Source organism: Pseudomonas sp. BT76 TE3572 (assembly GCF_050435365.1).
Taxonomy (GTDB): domain Bacteria; phylum Pseudomonadota; class Gammaproteobacteria; order Pseudomonadales; family Pseudomonadaceae; genus Aquipseudomonas; species Aquipseudomonas fluorescens_W.
The window spans coordinates 569,293-586,898 of the sequence record NZ_JBNDKE010000001.1 but is presented as its reverse complement, the minus strand read 5'-3'; the positions used below and the strand labels follow the sequence as shown (position 1 = coordinate 586,898).

Annotated in this window: 23 protein-coding genes; 20 read left to right on the top strand and 3 right to left on the bottom strand. The window is 54.8% G+C overall.

The window, feature by feature from the left end:
• Nucleotides 1-79: 79 nt before the first annotated feature.
• From ABH912_RS02745 to ABH912_RS02700, 10 genes are all read left to right on the top strand, one after another.
• Nucleotides 80-493, top strand: coding sequence for a hypothetical protein (locus ABH912_RS02745; protein WP_429509545.1), 414 nt, complete (start codon nt 80-82; stop codon nt 491-493).
• Nucleotides 494-626: 133 nt separating this feature from the next.
• On the top strand, nt 627-1,136 hold the full coding sequence (locus tag ABH912_RS02740; RefSeq protein WP_429509544.1) for an STY4534 family ICE replication protein: 510 nt from the start codon (nt 627-629) through the stop codon (nt 1,134-1,136).
• 135 nt (nt 1,137-1,271) lie between these two features.
• A complete protein-coding gene (locus ABH912_RS02735; RefSeq protein ID WP_429509543.1) occupies nt 1,272-1,574 on the top strand; it encodes a hypothetical protein in 303 nt (100 codons plus the stop codon).
• Nucleotides 1,575-1,758: 184 nt separating this feature from the next.
• Complete coding sequence (locus ABH912_RS02730) at nt 1,759-2,286, top strand: PilL N-terminal domain-containing protein (RefSeq protein ID WP_429509542.1); 528 nt, start codon at nt 1,759-1,761, stop codon at nt 2,284-2,286.
• Nucleotides 2,283-2,927 (top strand): hypothetical protein, encoded by a 645-nt coding sequence (locus ABH912_RS02725; RefSeq protein ID WP_429509541.1) that lies wholly within the window; start codon nt 2,283-2,285, stop codon nt 2,925-2,927. The genes ABH912_RS02730 and ABH912_RS02725 overlap by 4 nt, the downstream gene beginning before the upstream one ends.
• 9 nt (nt 2,928-2,936) lie before the next feature.
• Nucleotides 2,937-3,656 (top strand): TIGR03759 family integrating conjugative element protein, encoded by a 720-nt coding sequence (locus tag ABH912_RS02720; protein ID WP_429509540.1) that lies wholly within the window; start codon nt 2,937-2,939, stop codon nt 3,654-3,656.
• 44 nt (nt 3,657-3,700) lie between these two features.
• Complete coding sequence (locus ABH912_RS02715) at nt 3,701-4,216, top strand: transglycosylase SLT domain-containing protein (protein ID WP_429509539.1); 516 nt, start codon at nt 3,701-3,703, stop codon at nt 4,214-4,216.
• A complete protein-coding gene (locus tag ABH912_RS02710; protein WP_429509538.1) occupies nt 4,213-4,641 on the top strand; it encodes an integrating conjugative element protein in 429 nt (142 codons plus the stop codon). The genes ABH912_RS02715 and ABH912_RS02710 overlap by 4 nt, the downstream gene beginning before the upstream one ends.
• A 2-nt stretch (nt 4,642-4,643) precedes the next feature.
• On the top strand, nt 4,644-6,782 hold the full coding sequence (gene traD / locus ABH912_RS02705; RefSeq protein WP_429509537.1) for a type IV conjugative transfer system coupling protein TraD: 2,139 nt from the start codon (nt 4,644-4,646) through the stop codon (nt 6,780-6,782).
• Nucleotides 6,779-7,528: a TIGR03747 family integrating conjugative element membrane protein gene (locus tag ABH912_RS02700; protein WP_429509536.1), complete on the top strand. Its 750-nt coding sequence runs from the start codon at nt 6,779-6,781 to the stop codon at nt 7,526-7,528. Before traD ends, ABH912_RS02700 begins: the two co-directional genes overlap by 4 nt.
• 77 nt (nt 7,529-7,605) lie before the next feature.
• Here the strand turns inward: ABH912_RS02700 and ABH912_RS02695 are convergent, their stop codons facing one another.
• Nucleotides 7,606-7,971 (bottom strand): histone-like nucleoid-structuring protein, MvaT/MvaU family, encoded by a 366-nt coding sequence (locus tag ABH912_RS02695; protein ID WP_429509535.1) that lies wholly within the window; start codon nt 7,969-7,971, stop codon nt 7,606-7,608.
• 209 nt (nt 7,972-8,180) lie between these two features.
• Here ABH912_RS02695 and ABH912_RS02690 point away from each other — a divergent pair, with 209 nt between their 5' ends.
• The 9 genes from ABH912_RS02690 to ABH912_RS02650 all read left to right on the top strand — a co-directional run bounded on the left by ABH912_RS02690 (nt 8,181) and on the right by ABH912_RS02650 (nt 15,777).
• Nucleotides 8,181-8,516: an RAQPRD family integrative conjugative element protein gene (locus ABH912_RS02690; protein WP_429509534.1), complete on the top strand. Its 336-nt coding sequence runs from the start codon at nt 8,181-8,183 to the stop codon at nt 8,514-8,516.
• Nucleotides 8,513-8,746 carry a TIGR03758 family integrating conjugative element protein gene (locus tag ABH912_RS02685; protein WP_429509533.1) on the top strand — a complete coding sequence of 78 codons (234 nt, stop codon included), beginning with the start codon at nt 8,513-8,515 and terminating at the stop codon, nt 8,744-8,746. The genes ABH912_RS02690 and ABH912_RS02685 overlap by 4 nt, the downstream gene beginning before the upstream one ends.
• 75 nt (nt 8,747-8,821) lie before the next feature.
• Nucleotides 8,822-9,121, top strand: coding sequence for a TIGR03745 family integrating conjugative element membrane protein (locus ABH912_RS02680; protein WP_429513012.1), 300 nt, complete (start codon nt 8,822-8,824; stop codon nt 9,119-9,121).
• 12 nt (nt 9,122-9,133) lie between these two features.
• Complete coding sequence (locus ABH912_RS02675) at nt 9,134-9,532, top strand: TIGR03750 family conjugal transfer protein (protein ID WP_429509532.1); 399 nt, start codon at nt 9,134-9,136, stop codon at nt 9,530-9,532.
• The gene (locus tag ABH912_RS02670; RefSeq protein ID WP_429509531.1) at nt 9,529-10,212 is read left to right on the top strand and encodes a PFL_4703 family integrating conjugative element protein; all 684 of its coding nucleotides are present in this window, start codon (nt 9,529-9,531) and stop codon (nt 10,210-10,212) included. Before ABH912_RS02675 ends, ABH912_RS02670 begins: the two co-directional genes overlap by 4 nt.
• Entirely contained in the window at nt 10,209-11,102 is an 894-nt protein-coding gene (locus tag ABH912_RS02665) for a TIGR03749 family integrating conjugative element protein (RefSeq protein WP_429509530.1), read from the top strand. Before ABH912_RS02670 ends, ABH912_RS02665 begins: the two co-directional genes overlap by 4 nt.
• Nucleotides 11,092-12,525: a TIGR03752 family integrating conjugative element protein gene (locus ABH912_RS02660; RefSeq protein WP_429509529.1), complete on the top strand. Its 1,434-nt coding sequence runs from the start codon at nt 11,092-11,094 to the stop codon at nt 12,523-12,525. The genes ABH912_RS02665 and ABH912_RS02660 overlap by 11 nt, the downstream gene beginning before the upstream one ends.
• Complete coding sequence (locus tag ABH912_RS02655) at nt 12,503-12,928, top strand: TIGR03751 family conjugal transfer lipoprotein (protein ID WP_429509528.1); 426 nt, start codon at nt 12,503-12,505, stop codon at nt 12,926-12,928. Before ABH912_RS02660 ends, ABH912_RS02655 begins: the two co-directional genes overlap by 23 nt.
• A complete protein-coding gene (locus ABH912_RS02650) occupies nt 12,928-15,777 on the top strand; it encodes a conjugative transfer ATPase (RefSeq protein WP_429509527.1) in 2,850 nt (949 codons plus the stop codon). Before ABH912_RS02655 ends, ABH912_RS02650 begins: the two co-directional genes overlap by 1 nt.
• 92 nt (nt 15,778-15,869) lie before the next feature.
• Here ABH912_RS02650 and ABH912_RS02645 read toward each other — a convergent pair whose 3' ends face one another.
• Together ABH912_RS02645 and ABH912_RS02640 are read right to left on the bottom strand one after the other, a co-directional pair.
• Nucleotides 15,870-16,133: an antitoxin Xre/MbcA/ParS toxin-binding domain-containing protein gene (locus ABH912_RS02645; RefSeq protein ID WP_429509526.1), complete on the bottom strand. Its 264-nt coding sequence runs from the start codon at nt 16,131-16,133 to the stop codon at nt 15,870-15,872.
• A 93-nt stretch (nt 16,134-16,226) separates the two neighbouring features.
• Nucleotides 16,227-16,415, bottom strand: coding sequence for a hypothetical protein (locus ABH912_RS02640; protein WP_429509525.1), 189 nt, complete (start codon nt 16,413-16,415; stop codon nt 16,227-16,229).
• 524 nt (nt 16,416-16,939) lie between these two features.
• Here ABH912_RS02640 and radC point away from each other — a divergent pair.
• Nucleotides 16,940-17,434, top strand: coding sequence for a RadC family protein (radC, locus tag ABH912_RS02635; protein ID WP_429509524.1), 495 nt, complete (start codon nt 16,940-16,942; stop codon nt 17,432-17,434).
• Nucleotides 17,435-17,606: the final 172 nt, after the last annotated feature.

Genomic DNA, 17,606 nt, shown 5'->3' with positions numbered 1-17,606 from the left:
CTGAACGGCGTTGATGCCTACCACTCTTCGCGCTCTTCCAATTGGATGCAGCGTTTATACAGATACCAAGGAGCACCTTATGAAAACTTCCCCTGTTTCTCAGCTTTCTTCGTTACCTGCGTCGGGCTTCAAACAGACCGATCAAGCGCAGGTAGATTTCGAGAGCACCTCCGCAGCCTTTCTGTACGCTTGGAAACAAGGCGTTGCATTAGCGGGCCCAACCTATTTTGGCGACTGCACCAAAAACAGTGTGGAAAACGCCAAATGCAGGTGGGACCTACGTCCTGACCTGCTGATGATCAACCACTCCTTTCATGTACTTAGCACCAATGAACGCATTTTTTTGGCGGCCATGGTCAGCTTTTACGATACGTATGAAGGAAGTGCACTTTTCAAGCATGTAGGTTTTCTAGGGTTTGCCAATTTGGGACCCTTAGACCAGGCACGGCGTGATGTTATCGCATCGTTGATTATGCATTTCCACAGCTGGTAATTCAGCCGTCGCAGTTCATCAGTACGGTAGTCACATTCTCTAGTGGGTCATTCAACTCACTCACCTTTTCGGGGGCAAACCTCCCGCATTGGGTTGGCGCGCCTCCATCTATTTTCCTAGCCTGGAGGCGCGCATGAACAGTGCTAATTCCGAAACAGCATACTTTGATCTTCATATCACCGGACTGGGCTATCTCAACCGCATACGCGAAGTGAAACTCAGGAAAGGTGAATCTTTTTTAGCCTGTGACATCGCAGCGCTCAATGGTCCTATTGATTCACCGGAATACCGCCGCTTCGATGTTCGTGTCACGGGCGAAGAGGCGCAAAACCTGGTCCGTCGCTGTATGTCAGCTGTTGCATCAGAGCAAAAGGTGCTGATCGGTTTTCGCCTTGGAGACCCGTGGGTGGATACCTTTACGTACACCAAAGGCCTGAACGTTGGGCAACTGGGCGTCAGCTTTAAAGCCCGACTGCTTCTTGTGAACTGGATCAAGATTAATGGCGTTCTAGTACACAAACGTGAGCCGACGGCTCAAGACAGCGATAGCGCAGTTGATTCAACGGTCGTAGCTAGCTCCTCTGCAGCAACTATTCCAGAGCCAGAGCCAGAGCCAGAGCCAGAGCCAGAGCCAGCATTTTGATTACTGATCCCTTAGCGGGTCGTGGGTTTTCTTTTTTGTACTAACCATTAGAAGACGTTTCGTCTTCCAACCAACCCTCGTGAGCCATGCCTCCCGAGGGAGTGTCATGGCCCATCTTTGAATAGGAAACAGACCATGATGATTCTCAAATTCGGCTCGTCGCTTAATCCTTTTTCCGAGCTCGGGGCCTTGGTATTGACCAAAGGCGTGGATGCATTGGTTCGATCGGAACGATTAGATCCATTTCTGTACTTCGGCCGTCATTTACAGGGCGACTGGGGCGACGTATGCGATGCAGATCGCTGCGTCAATGAAGAAGCATTAATCTCAAATGAGCGTCTAATGTCTGTCTATAAGGTCAAACCAGGTCTGACGATCTGGATCATCACTGAAGCAGACCGAAGCGTGACCACCATTCTTCTACCTGAAGAGTATTGAAGCCCGTTACACGTAGAGCTACTTACACACTCAGTTGAACACTCCAACTTTTCTTCTCAACGGCCTCCTCGGAGGCCGTTTTTCTATTCCGATGTTAATAGGAGCGCTCACTGTTTCTCATTGATGGCTGCCTCCAACTGTACAGGCTGCGATGTTCCTTAGCTCTCATCCAGGAAGCTGATCTATGCCATCGCTCAATACCTGTCTTATGCCCCTAATTTTATTGAATGGTCTGACACTCACGGGCTGTAAAAGCCCCCAGGTGCCACCAGTTGCCCAAACCGTTGAGAAAACGATTGCCCAGCCTTCAGAAAACTATATTCCCGTGCAGCGCTACGGCCGTTACACCTTGGTCGAGCTTGCACCGGAGGCCGCCCAGCAAAACCTCTTGCTGCAAGTTGTTGATATCGACCTTCCTCCTGCATGGGCCATCTCTGTCGGCGATGCTCTTCACTATGTTCTGTTGCGGTCAGGCTATGGACTTTGCGACAGCACACCTGAAACCGCAGTGCTGTTTGGTCTGCCACTGCCCGCTGCCCACCTGAGCCTTGGACCGATAGTGCTGCGTGACGCGCTGCAAATACTTGCCGGGCCTGCATGGACGCTACAAAGCAATGAACAGCTTCGAAAAGTCTGTTTCACCGTGGCAGGTAGCACTTACTCCGAGCCGGGCGCTGCAACAAAAACGGCAAATGCGCGGGTGAAACCATGATCTACACAACCTCCTCAAACTCGAAGCTTCGTGCGCAGCTATTACTGTGGTCCACTCCGCTCTGGCTGTCGCTGGCAAGCGTCGTGCTGATCTCCCACCAGGTATCGCTCTCGAGACTGGGAGAAAGCGTCCAAGAACAAACTGACTCAGTAAAACTCCAGTTGCTTGAAGAACGGATTATTGAGTTGGAGCAGTCCAATTTGGACACGCCAGAGAATCCAAATACAGTCACCCAAACCGAATTCAATCTGCACAACGACACCCTCTCTCGCCGTATAGCCGACCTGCGCACGGAGCTTGCTGGCACCGCAGCAATTGCAGATCTGCAAGTATTGCAGGGCCAATTACAGGCACTCGAATCAAAACATCTACAGACGGCCCCATCGCCGGCTCCAGCCCCGCTCAAACTCAAATCCCGCAAGCCAAACAAGCCCCCTGAGCCCACCTTCCAAATTATTGGACGTGAGTTGCGCGGCGGTGAACGCTTCTTGTCGATTAACCCTCTCGGCAGTCAATCGCTGGAGCAGAGCCAGGTTATGCGCATTGGTGAAACCTACGCAGGATGGAGACTTCGGAGTTTCGATGCGCAGGCAGCAGAGTTTGTCGTAGACGGTGAGATACGTCGGCTGAACATTCGCTAGGGGGCGCACATGTACCGTTTATTGCTACTGCCCTCGCTCCTCGCGTCCTTGATTACGGATGTGCAGGCACAGGAGCCCACCTCAAAAATTTCCGCAGAAACCACAAGCAAGTCCCGACTGGATGCACCCAGGACCATCGACAAGGCAATGCTGGCTCAGCAATGGGGCTTACAGGAAGAGGAACTGGATCGCTATCAAGCGCTGATGCAGGGTCCACTAGGGACCTACTCCCCTAACCTCGATCCTCTGAGCGCGTTAGGAATTGAGGCCCAATCAGAGACGGAAAGGCAGCGATATGCCGAGCTTCAAGTACAAGCTGAGGCAGCACGAGTCGAGAAGTTATTGGCCTATCAACGTGCCTACGACCAAGTTTGGAAAGACCGTTATCCCAAAATGGCGTTAGTCAATCTACCACCAATGAGCAGCCCGCTGATGATCAAGCCCGCGCAAAGAAAGGCTGTTTTCGTTCAATTTGATTGCCCAGACTGTGAGGGGACAGTCAAACAGTTGCACGCCTCAGGTACGTCGTTTGATCTCTACGTTGTCGGGAGCCAGCAGGACGACAAGCGCATCCGCGAGTGGGCCAAAAAAGCTCGAATCAACTTCACCAAAATCCGTGACGGATCCATCACGATCAATCATGACAACGGGCGCTGGTCATCGATCGGCGCTCAAGGTGAATTACCTGCTGTCATGCATGAGGTGAATGGTAAATGGGTACGTCAGTAAACCCCTGCAGCGCAATACTGCGCTTGCTCAGTTACGGGATCCTGATGGACATTGCCCCTGCCACTCTCGCCCATCCAATCCAGGCGCCTCCACCGGCCTATGGCATTGCCGCTCGGCAAGCAGGTGTTCCATCTGAGGTGTTGTTTGCGGTTGCGCTGCAAGAAAGCGGCGTTACATTGCGCGGCCAACGATTACCTTGGCCCTGGACGTTGAACATTGCTGGTGCAGCTCACTACTTCGCAAACCGGACTGAGGCATGCCTAACACTTGTGCAGGCTTTGAAGCAGCTCCCAGCAACACGTATTGACGCCGGTTTGGCACAAATTAATCTGGGCTATCAAAAGCGTTTTTATCGGCATCCATGCGAACTTCTTATTCCCCACAACAACCTGGCCATCGCCGGAAAAATCTTGCGTGAACAGTACCGAACCGGTGAGGACTGGCTGGAGGCAGTCGGCCGCTATCACCGTCCCGCCGGAGGTTCTTTAGCCGCGAGCTATCGACGCCGTGTCAGCAAACACATGAATCAACACACTGCAGCAAGGAGCACACAGCCATGAAACCAGGGATCGCACTTACGTTGGTGATTAGCACATTGAGCATCAACCTGTGCGTTGCAGACGTACTGAAATCGCAGTACGCAGAGGAACGCTACAGCGAAGAAGATATGTTACCGGTTCGTTCGACTTCACTGTCTCCCGGGATAGTCGAACGTCGCGTACTGAACGCAACAGGATTGCCGTCATTCTTCCTGATAGGCGAAGACGCACGTTCCCGGAACTGGCTCAGGCAGCGCTTACCCGCGTTAATGAAATTGAAAGCAGTAGGACTGGTGGTCAACGTCGAATCCAAAGCTGCACTCGACAGTCTTCGTCAGGCTGCGGCAGGTCTCACACTGACCCCTGTCTCAGTTGATGATCTGGCTCAACGACTCAACCTGCATCATTACCCCGTACTGATCACGTCCAGCAGTGTGGAGCAGTAGCTATGGCGCAATCTCACGCCGTGGAAACCCTGCTCCGGCCAGCGGTTGAACTGTATAGCGTCGCGGCGTGTGGCTCGGCTGCGATCCTGAGCCTCGTGGCGCCATGGTCACTGGCGCTGGACTCATCCATGGGTGCAGGGGCTGCACTCGCTTGTACTGCTTTCGGAGCCATTCGACTGAAGCAAGCCTGCACAGTGCTGCGCTACCGGCGGCAAATGAGACGTCTGCCCCGTTACGTGATGACCAGCCGTGAAATCCCTGTCAGCAATCATCGGCTGTTTGTGGGCAGAGGGTTTCGATGGGATCAGCGTCATACCCATCGATTGATGCAGACCTACCGACCTGAGTTCAGACAGTACGTCGAGCCATCGCCGTTGTATCAGATGGCACGCAGTCTGGAAAAACGGCTCGAGTTTGCGCCTCATCCGCTGAGCCAATTGCCTCGCCTCCTTAACTGGGACAGTCCGCTTAATCCTGTAAGGCCCTTACCGCCAGTAGGTGGTCTTCCTCGATTGCACGGCGTCGACCCTCAGGAAATTGATGTCACCCTGCCCTTGGCTGAACGAGTTGGCCATACCCTGGTGCTGGGCACCACACGTGTAGGAAAGACTCGCCTGGCCGAGCTGTTTATCACTCAGGACATTCGCCGTGGCGAGGTTTGCATCGTACTCGACCCAAAAGGCGATGCTGAGCTGCTCAAACGAATGTACGTCGAAGCCAAACGCGCGGGGCGCGACGGCGAATTCTACGTCTTTCACTTGGGGCAGCCTTCTATTTCGGCCCGCTACAACGCCATTGGTAGATTCGGGCGAATCACAGAAGTGGCGTCTCGCATTGCGGGGCAACTGTCCGGTGAAGGGAACTCAGCCGCCTTCAGAGAGTTTGCCTGGCGTTTCGTCAACATCATTGCCCGAGCGCTGGTCGAACTGGGACAGCGTCCGGATTACCTACTGATTCAACGTCACGTCATCAACATCGATGCGCTGTTCATCGAATACGCCGCCTACTATTTTGCTCAAAACGAACCCAAGGCTTGGGATGTCATCGTCCAGATCGAGGCCAAACTAAACGAGAAGAACATTCCGCGACACATGATGGGACGTGAGAAGCGCGTGGTTGCGATCGAGCAATACCTGTCCCAAGCACGACTGTATGACCCTGTTCTCGACGGCCTGCGTTCCGCCGTGCGCTATGACCGCACTTACTTCGACAAGATCGTCGCATCGCTGCTACCACTGCTGGAGAAGCTAACCACTGGGGACATCGCGCAATTATTGGCTCCCGACTACATGGACCTGGAAGATCCTCGGCAAATTTTTGACTGGATGCAGGTCATCCGCAAACGCGCCGTGGTTTATGTGGGTCTCGATGCGCTGTCAGACTCCGAAGTTGCATCTGCCGTAGGCAACTCAATGTTCTCCGACTTGGTGTCGGTTGCCGGGCATATCTACAAGTTCGGCGTGGACGATGGTCTGCCGGGGGCTTTGCCCGACAAAAAGATCCCCATCAATGTGCATGCCGACGAGTTCAACGAACTGATGGGTGATGAGTTCATCCCCATGATCAACAAAGGGGGTGGCGCCGGCATTCAAGTGACGGCCTACACGCAGACCCTCAGCGACATTGAGGCTCGGATCGGCAACCGTGCCAAAGCAGGCCAGGTCATCGGCAACTTCAACAATCTGTTCATGCTGCGCGTACGGGAAACGGCTACCGCTGAGCTACTGACCAAACAGTTGCCCAACGTCGATGTCTACTCAACGTCAGTGATGAGCGCAGCGACGGACAGCTCCGATCCGCAGGGCAATACAGCATTCACGTCTAACACCCAGGACCGAATCACGACAACCAGTGTGCCCATGATTGAACCAGCTCATGTGGTGGCCTTGCCCAAAGGCCAAGCCTTTGGACTCATCGAAGGTGGACAACTCTGGAAAATACGCATGCCCCTGCCCGCTCCAGATCCGGACGAAGTCATGCCCAAGGATTTGCAGACAATGGCTGGGTATATGCGCAAGTGTTATGTGCCGGCAGATGAGTGGTGGAGTCCGTTGACCGTACAAGATCAAGAAGAGGATTTGCCCGATGATCTGCGCAGTGACACAAGTCCTTTGGGTCAGACTGAGCCAGCCAACTCATGAGCGATCCAGCGGCAACCGCTCGACGTCAGCAGGAACAGCAGCAAGGTTTGCTGATAGGCCTTGTGACATTGCCTTTTCGATTTATCGGCGTGCTCTTTGGGTCTTTGTTGCTCAGCATCATCATCGAGTGCGCCGGCATGTTCTTCGTCTGGCCGCATGAAAGCTGGCGACACTCTCAGCGCATGTTTGAATTTGAGCTGGACCAGCTCTCCGAGAATTTCACTCGCAGTGTACTGGTGCAGGAGCCAGGTCGAACCGCCCAAGAGCTGGTCGCATTGGCTTACGACGCAGCATTGGTTAAAACCGGGATCGACAAATGGACTCAGCAGGCCTCTGAAAACATGAAAGCGGCTCAACGCGATACGGCGCATGACACCCGCTACTACATCGCTACGGTGTACGCACATGTAGAAGGCTGCCTCGTCGCTGCGGCATACACTGCATTGATCTTTTTGATTCGGCTGTTGGTGCTTACGCTAACAATACCGCTGTTTGCGGTCGCAGCCTTTGTGGGACTAGTTGACGGGTTGGTGGGCCGGGACCTTAGGCGCTTTGGAGCAGGACGTGAGTCGGGGTATGTCTATCACCGCGCCAAAGCCAGTCTAAGCGTACTTTTCGTGCTTCCTTGGGTTATTTATCTGACGGTACCTATCAGCATTAGCCCCTACTTAATATTGCTGCCATGTGCTGCGCTTCTTGCGCTGGCTGTAGACATAACGGCGCGAAGCTTTAAAAAATACATTTAGTGACTAGGCAAGGTATTGCGAATCGTGTCACCACCTCATAAAAAAAGGCCCTGACGGGCCTTTTTAGGAACAACAAATTACTGACTGCGCCAAGACTCAACAACGTCTGCGCCAAACTGAGTTTTCCACTCTTTCAACTGGCGATGATTACCACCTTTGGTCTCGATCGTCTCACCCGTTTTAGGGTTCTTGTAGACCTTCACCTCGCGTGCTTTCCTCGTTCCCTTCTGAGCGACTGCCGCTGGCGCGCGGCGGCTTGCATGCGGATCAAGCAAATTGACGACGTTTTTGAGGCTGTAGCCGTACTCTGCCAACAAGGCACGCAGCTTCTTCTCAAACTCGATCTCTTTCTTCAGACCAGAATCATTTTTCATCTGCTCCAGCTCGGCCATTTGACTGGCCAGTTGTTGCTCCAACAAACGAAATTCAGCAAGACGGGACATGTAACACCTCATATTGTAAATACTGTTTCATCATGAGGGGACGTGCCGGCAAAAGCAATAATCAGACACACCCTTAAACCCTGAGACAGTATAGAAAAAAAAAGTAGCCGGACAAAAACAAACGGGGAGCCTCCGTTTCTTATTGATTCAAGCAACAACTTTAGCGCGCTCTAACATTTGCCCACCTCTAACAACCATGGTGAGCTCAAATGATCAGAGCAACTGGTTGCATTCAGCATATTCCGGCAATCACGCTGACTGCGCTCCTCACAGGACTGACTGCTCCATCACACGCCTCGCTGGATCGGGATGATTACGCGCTGATGCTGCGTCAACTCGATGTTATCGACCGTTTGACTTCCCAACTTGCCGCACAGCCCCGTGCCGATCAAAGCCGTTATCACTTCAATCACGAGCGCCTTCGAGCAGACATCCACCGCGTTCGCGTCGGTGTTCAGGACTTCCTGTCTCCAGAGCGTGCCCAGCCGCGCGATCCCGTCGCTCTGCACGGCGATTACCGCAATGAAACGGTAGTCGCGCCATGACCAGCGCCCAGATGAATGCCTTCAAGGCAAATGGCGGCTTTGCCCCATCCATCACGGCCTCTGTGCTGATTTGCGCTGTCTTTGCGGTGCTCCTGCTTTGGGGGGCTTGGGCAATGCGCACGGCCTACACCGGCTGGGCCGAACAGCGACTCAACCAGCGCCAGTTTGTGGGCGTGGTTATCCGATTCGCCGCGATGTACCTCGCACTGTCCTTCTTCCTTCTTTCCTGAACATGGAATACCCGTATGAACTGGCACTCACTTCGCTTTCAACTGCTGACTACGACCTCCACATCACTCACCGCAATGCTGCCGACTCTGGCACTGGCCAAAGGCAAATTACCGACGATGGAAGACCCGTCTCGTGGAGCCGGTAAAGGCATCATGGAGACGATGCAAAACTACGGCTACGACATTGTCTTGCTGGTCGCTTTGCTGGTGGTTTCCTCCATGTTCATTGGTGTCTGCTACCACGCTTACACGCGATATTCGGAGATTCACACTGGACGATCTACCTGGGGCCAATTCGGGCTCAGCGTAGCTGTTGGAGCCATCATGTTGGTTGTCGGAATCTGGCTGCTCACCAAAGCCACCGGGATTCTGTGAGGTTAAGACGCCATGGAATCCAATCAAGATAGTGCACCTGATGGCGCAGTGACGTTTCTGCCCCATCGCCTGAACCGTCAGCCGATCGTCGTTCGAGGTCTAACCGCGGACGAGCTCTGGATCTGTACCGGATTGTCAGCGCTCACCGGCGTCGGACTGGGCATCCCGTTAGCGTACCTGACGAGCAGCGTCGCCATGATCCCCACCTCAATCGTCCTGGTGATTGTCGCAGGTCTCTTCATCGGCGGCGGATTGCTGCGTCGACAAAAACGCGGCCGTCCAGAGACTTGGCTCTATCGGCACATGCAGTGGTGGCTAGCCCGCCGGTATCCAGCCCTGGGGCATCTGCTCGGGGCACAGCAACTGATAACCCGTTCTGGATGCTGGACGACACATCGAGGTGGTGCATGAGTCGCTTCAAGAACGAAGTAATGCACCTGCAAGCCCATGTGAAGACGTTGCGGCTTTGCTCTCTAGCGTTACTCATCGTGGTGCTGCTGATGGGGGCTGGCTGGTGGAATGCACCACGCGACCTGACGATCCATGTTCCACCCGACCTGCGATCGGGCAGTACCCGTAAGTGGTGGGACGTGCCGCCCGAGTCCGTCTACGCATTCACCTTCTACATCTTCCAGCAACTCAACCGCTGGCCTACTGATGGAGAGGAAGACTACAGCCTCAATATTCAGTCTCTATCGGCCTACCTGACTCAAGGATGCCAGTCGTTTTTGCAAACGGATTATGAGCAGCGTCGGCGCTCCGGCGAGCTACGTAAACGTGTGCGGGGGCTGTACGAAATTCCCGGACGAGGTTACGGCGACGACCCCGATATGCGCGTGAAAGTCGTCTCGAACAGCGACTGGGTTGTCACCTTGGACGTCAACGCGGACGAGTATCACGGCACAGAGCAAGTCAAGCGAGCGCTCGTACGCTACCCCATCAAAGTGGTGCGACAGGATATCGACCCTGAACTCAACCCCTTCGGTCTCGCACTGGACTGCTACAACGGCGCACCTCAGCGAATTGCCGTGCCTGCGGGTACCTCACCTGCAACCCGAACGTCGGATCGCCCTTTAGGAGATGCGTCATGAAATCTGTTCTGTTTTCTGCGCCGCTGGGGCTGGCGTTCACCCTGGGGGCCGTTTCCACAAGCCACGCTGTAGAGGTGATGCGATGGGAGCGCCTGCCATTGGCCGTCCCACTGATCGTTGGGCAAGAGCGAGTTGTGTTTGTTGAGCGAAATGTTCGCGTTGGTGTGCCGGCCAAGTTGGGCGATCGGCTGCGAGTGCAAAGTGCCGCAGGCACCGTGTACCTGCGCGCCAATGAGCCTATTGAGCCCACTCGATTGCAGCTTCAAGACGCGACCACCGGCGAGCTGATTCTTTTGGACATCGTTGCCGAAGCATCCAAGAGCGGTCAGTCGACATTGGAACCTATCAGAATCGCGGAGCAACACGCGTCGCAACAAGCTGCTGGTGTTGGCAGTTCCTCTAACGGTCAGCAACCTGCCCTCCCTGCTCCGCAAACTCCCCTACCGGTCGTATTGACCCGTTATGCAGCTCAAAACCTGTATGCCCCTCTGCGCACTGTCGAACGCTTGCCTGGCGTTCGGCGCGTCAACTTGCCGCCAGATCTATCGCTCGACTTGCTGCTACCCAGCTTGCCTGTGTATGCCAAGGCACTGTCAGCCTGGCGTCTGGATGATTACTGGGTGACTGCCATTCGACTGACGAATCAGGCAACCCGGACAGTCAATCTGGACCCGCGTCTGTTACAGGGAGATTTTGCGACGGCCACGTTCCAGCATCACAACCTGGGACCGAAAGGCAGTGCTCTGGATACCACCGTCCTATACCTGTCGACCCGCGGCCATGGCATCGCCCAATCGCTTCTACCCACCATCAGCCCAGTCGATGCAACCCTCAATCTGACGCACACCTCTGAATTAACGGCACCCATGGAGGCTCCCGATGAAGAGTAACGGTCTGCTCAAATGGTTGATGATCCCGATGGCGCTGCTACTTGTCCTGGTTCTACTGAAACTCCTGCCCAGCAACAGGACCACGGCAACAGGACCGGATGACAACGAGAGCCAGCTGACGCCAGAAGAGATGAAAGCGCTCGGCATCGAAGGAGACACGCCCAGCGACACCGTTGCCACCTTGGTGGCGCAAGTCAAGCAACTGCGCGGAGAACTGAAAAAGTCGCTCGCAGATCCCCAGCCACATGTTAGTGAAAGCGAGCAACTGCGCCAATTCGAAAGCACCTTTGAACTGCGCATCCAGGAGGCATTGGAAAAAGAGCGTGAGCGCTTACAGGTAGAACGCGCTGGCGCTGATAGCGGCACAAGCGAGACTCACGATTTGCTCCTGGAACTACAGCGGCAACTCGATAACCTGAACCAGAGGGGCAACGACCTGGATTTGCCAGTGGGACTTGGCTTACAGGAGGGCGTCGGGCAAAGCTTCGGAGCCGGTACACGCTGGATTGAACCAGACGATGCGAAGCCTAAGGAAAGCTCCGGCTCCTCCACTGAACCAGGCTTTAGTTTTCCTACACGTTTTGGCCCTGCTCAACGAACTCTGGAAAGCGTCACTGATTCCATTGCGACCACGGTTTCCACTAGCTCTGGTTTTTCGGTTACCAAGCCGATGTACACCGTGCCCCCAAACTCAACGCTGATGGGGTCGGTAGCGATGACCGCACTCATTGGTCGAGTCCCCATCGATGGCACAGTGAATGACCCCTACCCGTTCAAAGTGTTAATCGGGGCCGAGAACCTTGTTGCCAATGGCATTGACCTACCCGAAGTCGCCGGTGCTGTGGTGAGCGGCACAGCCTCCGGTGACTGGACACTGTCGTGTGTTCGCGGGCACATCCGCACGATCACCTTCGTGTTTCAGGACGGCACCATTCGAACAGTACCGGGTGAAAGCGGCTCCGATTCGGGCAACAACGCTCAACGTTCTGCAAACAACGGAGCAACTCAAGAAGGTCTGGGCTGGATCAGTGATCGACACGGCATTCCCTGTGTCAGTGGCGAACGCCGAAGTAACGCTCAGCAGTTCCTGGGCTCCCAGGCACTGATCACTGCGGCGGGTGCCGGTGCAGCGTCCCTGATCAAGTCCGATGGCACCACCTATGTCACCGGTGGCATTGGATCACAGGGCACCACGGGCATCTCTGGGAACGAGGCCATGAGCCGAATCCTCGCCAGTGGCGTGCAGGACATGTCGCAATGGGTCAACAAACTCTATGGCCAAGCTTTTGCGGCGGTATACGTCAAGCCTGGCGCGCAGGTGGCTGTTCATATCGAGCAACCGCTCTTTCTTGATTACGACGCCAATGGGCGAAAGGTTAATCACACGCTTGGAGGTGGCCATGTCGCACCGGAACTGGATTAAAGCGATGACGATGATACTGATAGCTGCGGCTGTGGCAGGTTGTGCAACGAACACCGAGCAGCTACTTAGCCATGACGATAGCACCATGCTGGATGTCTGGAACAAGCAAACCGGAGGCGCACAAAATGGACAAGCCGGCCAAGAACTCCTGGACGCACGTCAGGCATTGAGGCGTCCTCTCACCGAAGCCCTGGTGCCATCGTCAAGTACACCCTATACACGTGATGCGCAAAACGAGATTCATCGGCAGTTCCATCGTCTGCCTAACCCAGACCTGGTGATGTACGTCTTCCCTCATTGGGCTGGTACAGATCCGGTACCAGTACCGGGTTACAGCACCGTATTTCCCCTGTACCAGCGCGTGCAGTACGCCATGCCCGGCGAACGCCTGGAGGACTACTGATGAAGTGGCCTGCCTCATGGAAACGCAACATCGACTCAGGGGTAACGCAAGAGCCCGACGCATGGGAACACCATATTGCCCATTTGGCGGCTAATGGCATTCCGGAACCTGGTCTGAAACAAGGCAAACCCATCACTCAAGGCGACGACCACGCCTTCTACGATGCCGCTCCCTCCTTCGTAGACAGGCTTCCCTGGGTTGAGTTTTTGCCTCACTCGCAAAGCCTTTTGTTGGAAGACGGCACCTCTGTCGCAGCCTTCTTTGAACTGACGCCACTGGGTACTGAAGGCCGAGAAACCGCTTGGCTGCTCCAAGCTCGCGACACACTGGAAAACGTCCTGCAAGACAGCTTTGACGAACTGGACGATAACCCGTGGGTGGTCCAGCTCTATGCTCAGGATGAAACCAACTGGGACAGCTATTTGCGAACGCTGCACCAGTATGTGCAACCGCGGGCCCGCGACACAGCCTTCAGCGAATTCTATCAGCGCTTCTTTGCCCACCACCTGAAAGCGATCGCCAAACCCGGCGGGCTATTCGAAGACACCAAACTCACTCGCTTGCCCTGGCGCGGGCAAAGTCGGCGTGTGCGGATGGTGGTCTACCGGCGTTCAACGAGTAACTCGGCCTCACAACGAGGATTGTCCGCAGAACAGGCGCTGACAAATGTGTGTGAGCGACTCACAGGCGGCCTTGCCAGCGCAGGAATCAAAACCCGACGCCTGAGTGCTTCTGACGTCCACGACTGGTTACTACGCTGGTTTAATCCCTGCCCCACGTTGCTGGGCCCTACAGCGCAGGATCGCGAGCGTTTTTATCAGTTGACCAGTTACCCAAAGGAGACTGAGTCAGGTGAAATAGAGCTGGCCAGCGGTACAGATTTCTCACAACGCCTGTTCTTCAGCCAACCCCGTTCCGACGTTGCGCAAGGCGCGTGGTACTTCGATGGCATGCCCCATCGAGTCATGTTGATGGACCGGCTGCGCAATGTGCCGAATACGGGTCACCTGACCGGTGAGACGCGCAAAGGCGATGCGGTCAATACCTACTTCGATCAAATGCCCGAAGACACGATGATGTGCCTGACGCTTGTCGCCACTCCCCAGGACGTGCTGGAAGCGCACCTCAATCACCTGAGCAAGAAATCTGTGGGTGAAACACTGTCCTCTGAACAGACCCGACAAGACGTCCATCAAGCCCGATCAATTATCGGGAGCTCCCACAAGCTCTACCGCGGAGCGATTGCCTTCTACCTGCGGGGCAAAGACATCACTGAACTGGACGCCAAGGGGATGCAACTGGCCAACGTCATGCTCAATGCGGGTTTGCAGCCGGTGCGAGAAGACGATGAAGTTGCCCCCCTCAACAGTTACTTGCGCTGGCTGCCATGCGTGTTTGACCCCTCTAAAGACAAACGTCAGTGGTACAGCCAACTGATGTTTGCTCAGCATGCAGCCAACCTCGCGCCCGTGTGGGGGCGTAGTCAGGGTACGGGACATCCGGGCATTACCTTCTTCAACCGAGGTGGAGGCACCCTCTCCTTCGATCCTTTGAACAGGCTCGACCGTCAGATGAATGCGCATCTGTTTCTGTTCGGTCCTACTGGTTCGGGCAAATCTGCAACCCTCAACAACCTGATGAACCAGATCACCGCGATCTACCGTCCAAGGATCTTCATCGTCGAGGCAGGTAACTCCTTCGGCCTCTTTGGCGACTTTGCCAAACGTCTCGGTTTGAGCGTGCACCACATCAAACTTTCACCAGGTGCCGGCGTCAGCCTGGCGCCGTTTGCAGATGCCCGGCGGCTGGTGGAAACACCGGACGAGATTGAGACACTGGACGCAGACCAACTCGACGAACCCAAGACTCAATACGAGGGTGACGAGCAACGAGATATCTTGGGTGAACTCGAAATCACCGCTCGATTGATGATCACCGGAGGCGAAGAAAAAGAAGAGGCACGGCTAACCCGTGCTGACCGCAGCCTGATTCGGCAAAGCATTCTGGACGCGGCGCAATGTTGCAACGATGAGCATCGGCCTGTGCTGACTCAGGATGTACGTGATGCGTTGCACAAACGAGGCAGTGACCATGCGCTACCGGAAGCTAGACGCACGCGGCTGCTGGAAATGGCCGAGGCCATGGACCTCTTCTGCCAGGGATTGGACGGAGAACTGTTCAATAGGCCTGGCACGCCTTGGCCGGAAGCCGATATCACCATTGTCGACTTGGCGACTTTCGCTCGTGAGGGCTACAACGCTCAACTCTCCATCGCCTACCTGTCACTGCTCAACACCGTCAACAACATTGCTGAGCGGGACCAGTTCCTTGGGCGGCCGATTATCAATGTCACCGACGAAGGTCACATCATCACCAAGAACCCTCTGCTCGCTCCCTACGTGGTGAAAATCACCAAGATGTGGCGAAAACTGGGGGCCTGGTTCTGGCTGGCCACGCAGAACATCGACGACCTGCCCAAGGCTGCCGAACCCATGCTGAACATGATCGAGTGGTGGATCTGTCTCAGTATGCCGCCAGACGAAGTGGAGAAAATCTCTCGGTTCAGAGAGCTCAGTCCTGCTCAAAAAACGCTGATGATGTCGGCGCGCAAAGAAGCCGGAAAATACTGCGAAGGTGTCGTGCTTTCGAAATCAATGGAGGCGCTGTTTCGCGCAGTGCCACCGAGCTTGTACCTGGCCATGGCCATGACTGAGCCAGAAGAAAAAGCAGCCCGTTTCAAGCTGATGCAGGAGCACGGCATCAGTGAACTGGATGCCGCGATACGTGTGGCTGAAGACATCGATCGGGCGCGGGGAATTGAACCGTTACGGTTCAGCGACAGCGATTAGCATCTACTTTGCGATGACACATCCATTGGTGCATGAGGAGCTCATGCACTGAACCACAAGATTCGCGGTTCTGCTGTGCTCTCCTTGTCGTCTCAGACCGCGGCTCTCCACTCAAAAGCCTTAAGAATACGGCGGACTTGCTTGGCGCCACGCTCAGTCTCACAGTACCTGGCCGGTGCAATCCCGCCGAGCGCCTTATTCGGCCAGGACATCCAAATCACAGCACTCTCTCGACTCTCGAAGACTTCTTCGGCTAAGTGTTTAACTGCAGCAATTCGATTCAGACGTTCAGTCGGAGCAGGTCTGAGGTTTTGTTTTGTCACGCAGGCACCTTTTGAGGTTAGCAATCTATGCATTAAGGCGCGGGTACACGCTTCGCTGCTTAAGATCACAGTTCAGGCGGAGCATTCGTGTTACTGAGACACGGAACACCGCCAAAACAGAATACATCAGGCTGATTCTGTAGCTCGATAACCAATGACTGCACCGAGGACTGCACCAATTATTGCGCTGGTGATACTTGGAAAAATCATATTCGCGATCGCTGCACCACCCACTGTCGTTGCAATCATTGTGACGTCCATGGCTCGAGCGACAGGCGCCCGGATTTCCTTACGACAAATGTTCTTGGCTGACATGTGCCCGCCTCCTCCTGGATGCACCGCTCTGGGCATCTACTGACGAAAAAACCATGAAGTGAATTATGTGTGGGGTGGCCTACAGCAGCCAACACCAATAGGTAACAGAAAGCATCCAAATCTCTGGCCCGTAAGGCCAATTCGTATCGAATAGCCGGGCGCTAGAAAGCGTTTCTACCTGATGCACCTCTGAGAAAGCGGCTGATTCAAAAAAGTGGGAACACCGTGTTTCGCTTTGAATACCGACGGGCGCCACCGTGTGCTCAACAATCCACCGCATCAAAAGTTTGCCTGCTGCCCCGTCAGCGACATGCCCAGGTAGCCCCGATCTTCAAGGCTACGGCTTAGCTTTGCTGAGCTGATCAACACCACTCGCCTCGCATCCATTTTTACGCGAGTGGCCATCGCAAGCGCGATGGTGGATGCCATTTCTCCCAAGCTCAACTTGAGCCGACCGACATCAATTTTCCCTTGGGGTTACTGCCCCTTGGGGCAGGAACCTCTTATTCGTCTCTGAGGTTCCTATGACTAAACAGTTTCCTAATGCTGATACGCGTGTCGCACAGGACAATACCAGACACCAGGAAGACCTGCTGATTGAGCAGGCCATCGCAGTTCTGGAGCATCGAATGTTCAAACGTGGGCCTTGCCTGGACAACCCGCAAGAAGTACGTCGGTACCTGCGACTTAAACTCGCTGGCGAAACCCAAGAGGTTTTCTCTGTCTGTTTCCTTGATGCTCGTCTACAGGTGATGGCATACGAGCCAATGTTCCGCGGCACCATAGATGCCGTTAGCGTGTATCCGAGGAGGATCTTGCAGCGGGCATTAGAGCTCAACAGCGCCGCGATTATCGTCGCTCACAATCACCCTTCTGGAGACACAGAACCGACTCAACAGGATAAAAACATCACTGCCCTCCTGAAAGATTGGCTCCCCCGAATGGACATTCGACTTGTCGATCACTTCATCATAGGCGAAGGCGAACCCTACTCCTTTGCAGAAGCCGGCCTCATCTAGGTTGTTGATACAGCTGAAGGGGCTAGAACCTCGCTCAAAAGCGCCCTCAGGGCGCTTTTTTTTTGCACTCAAGGACGAATGGATGAGTGAAGGCGGGAACCTTCCTCACGAGTTTAAGAGTTAACTCGGTTAACAGTTGTCGCGACTACCATTAGCGGCACAGCGGACCACC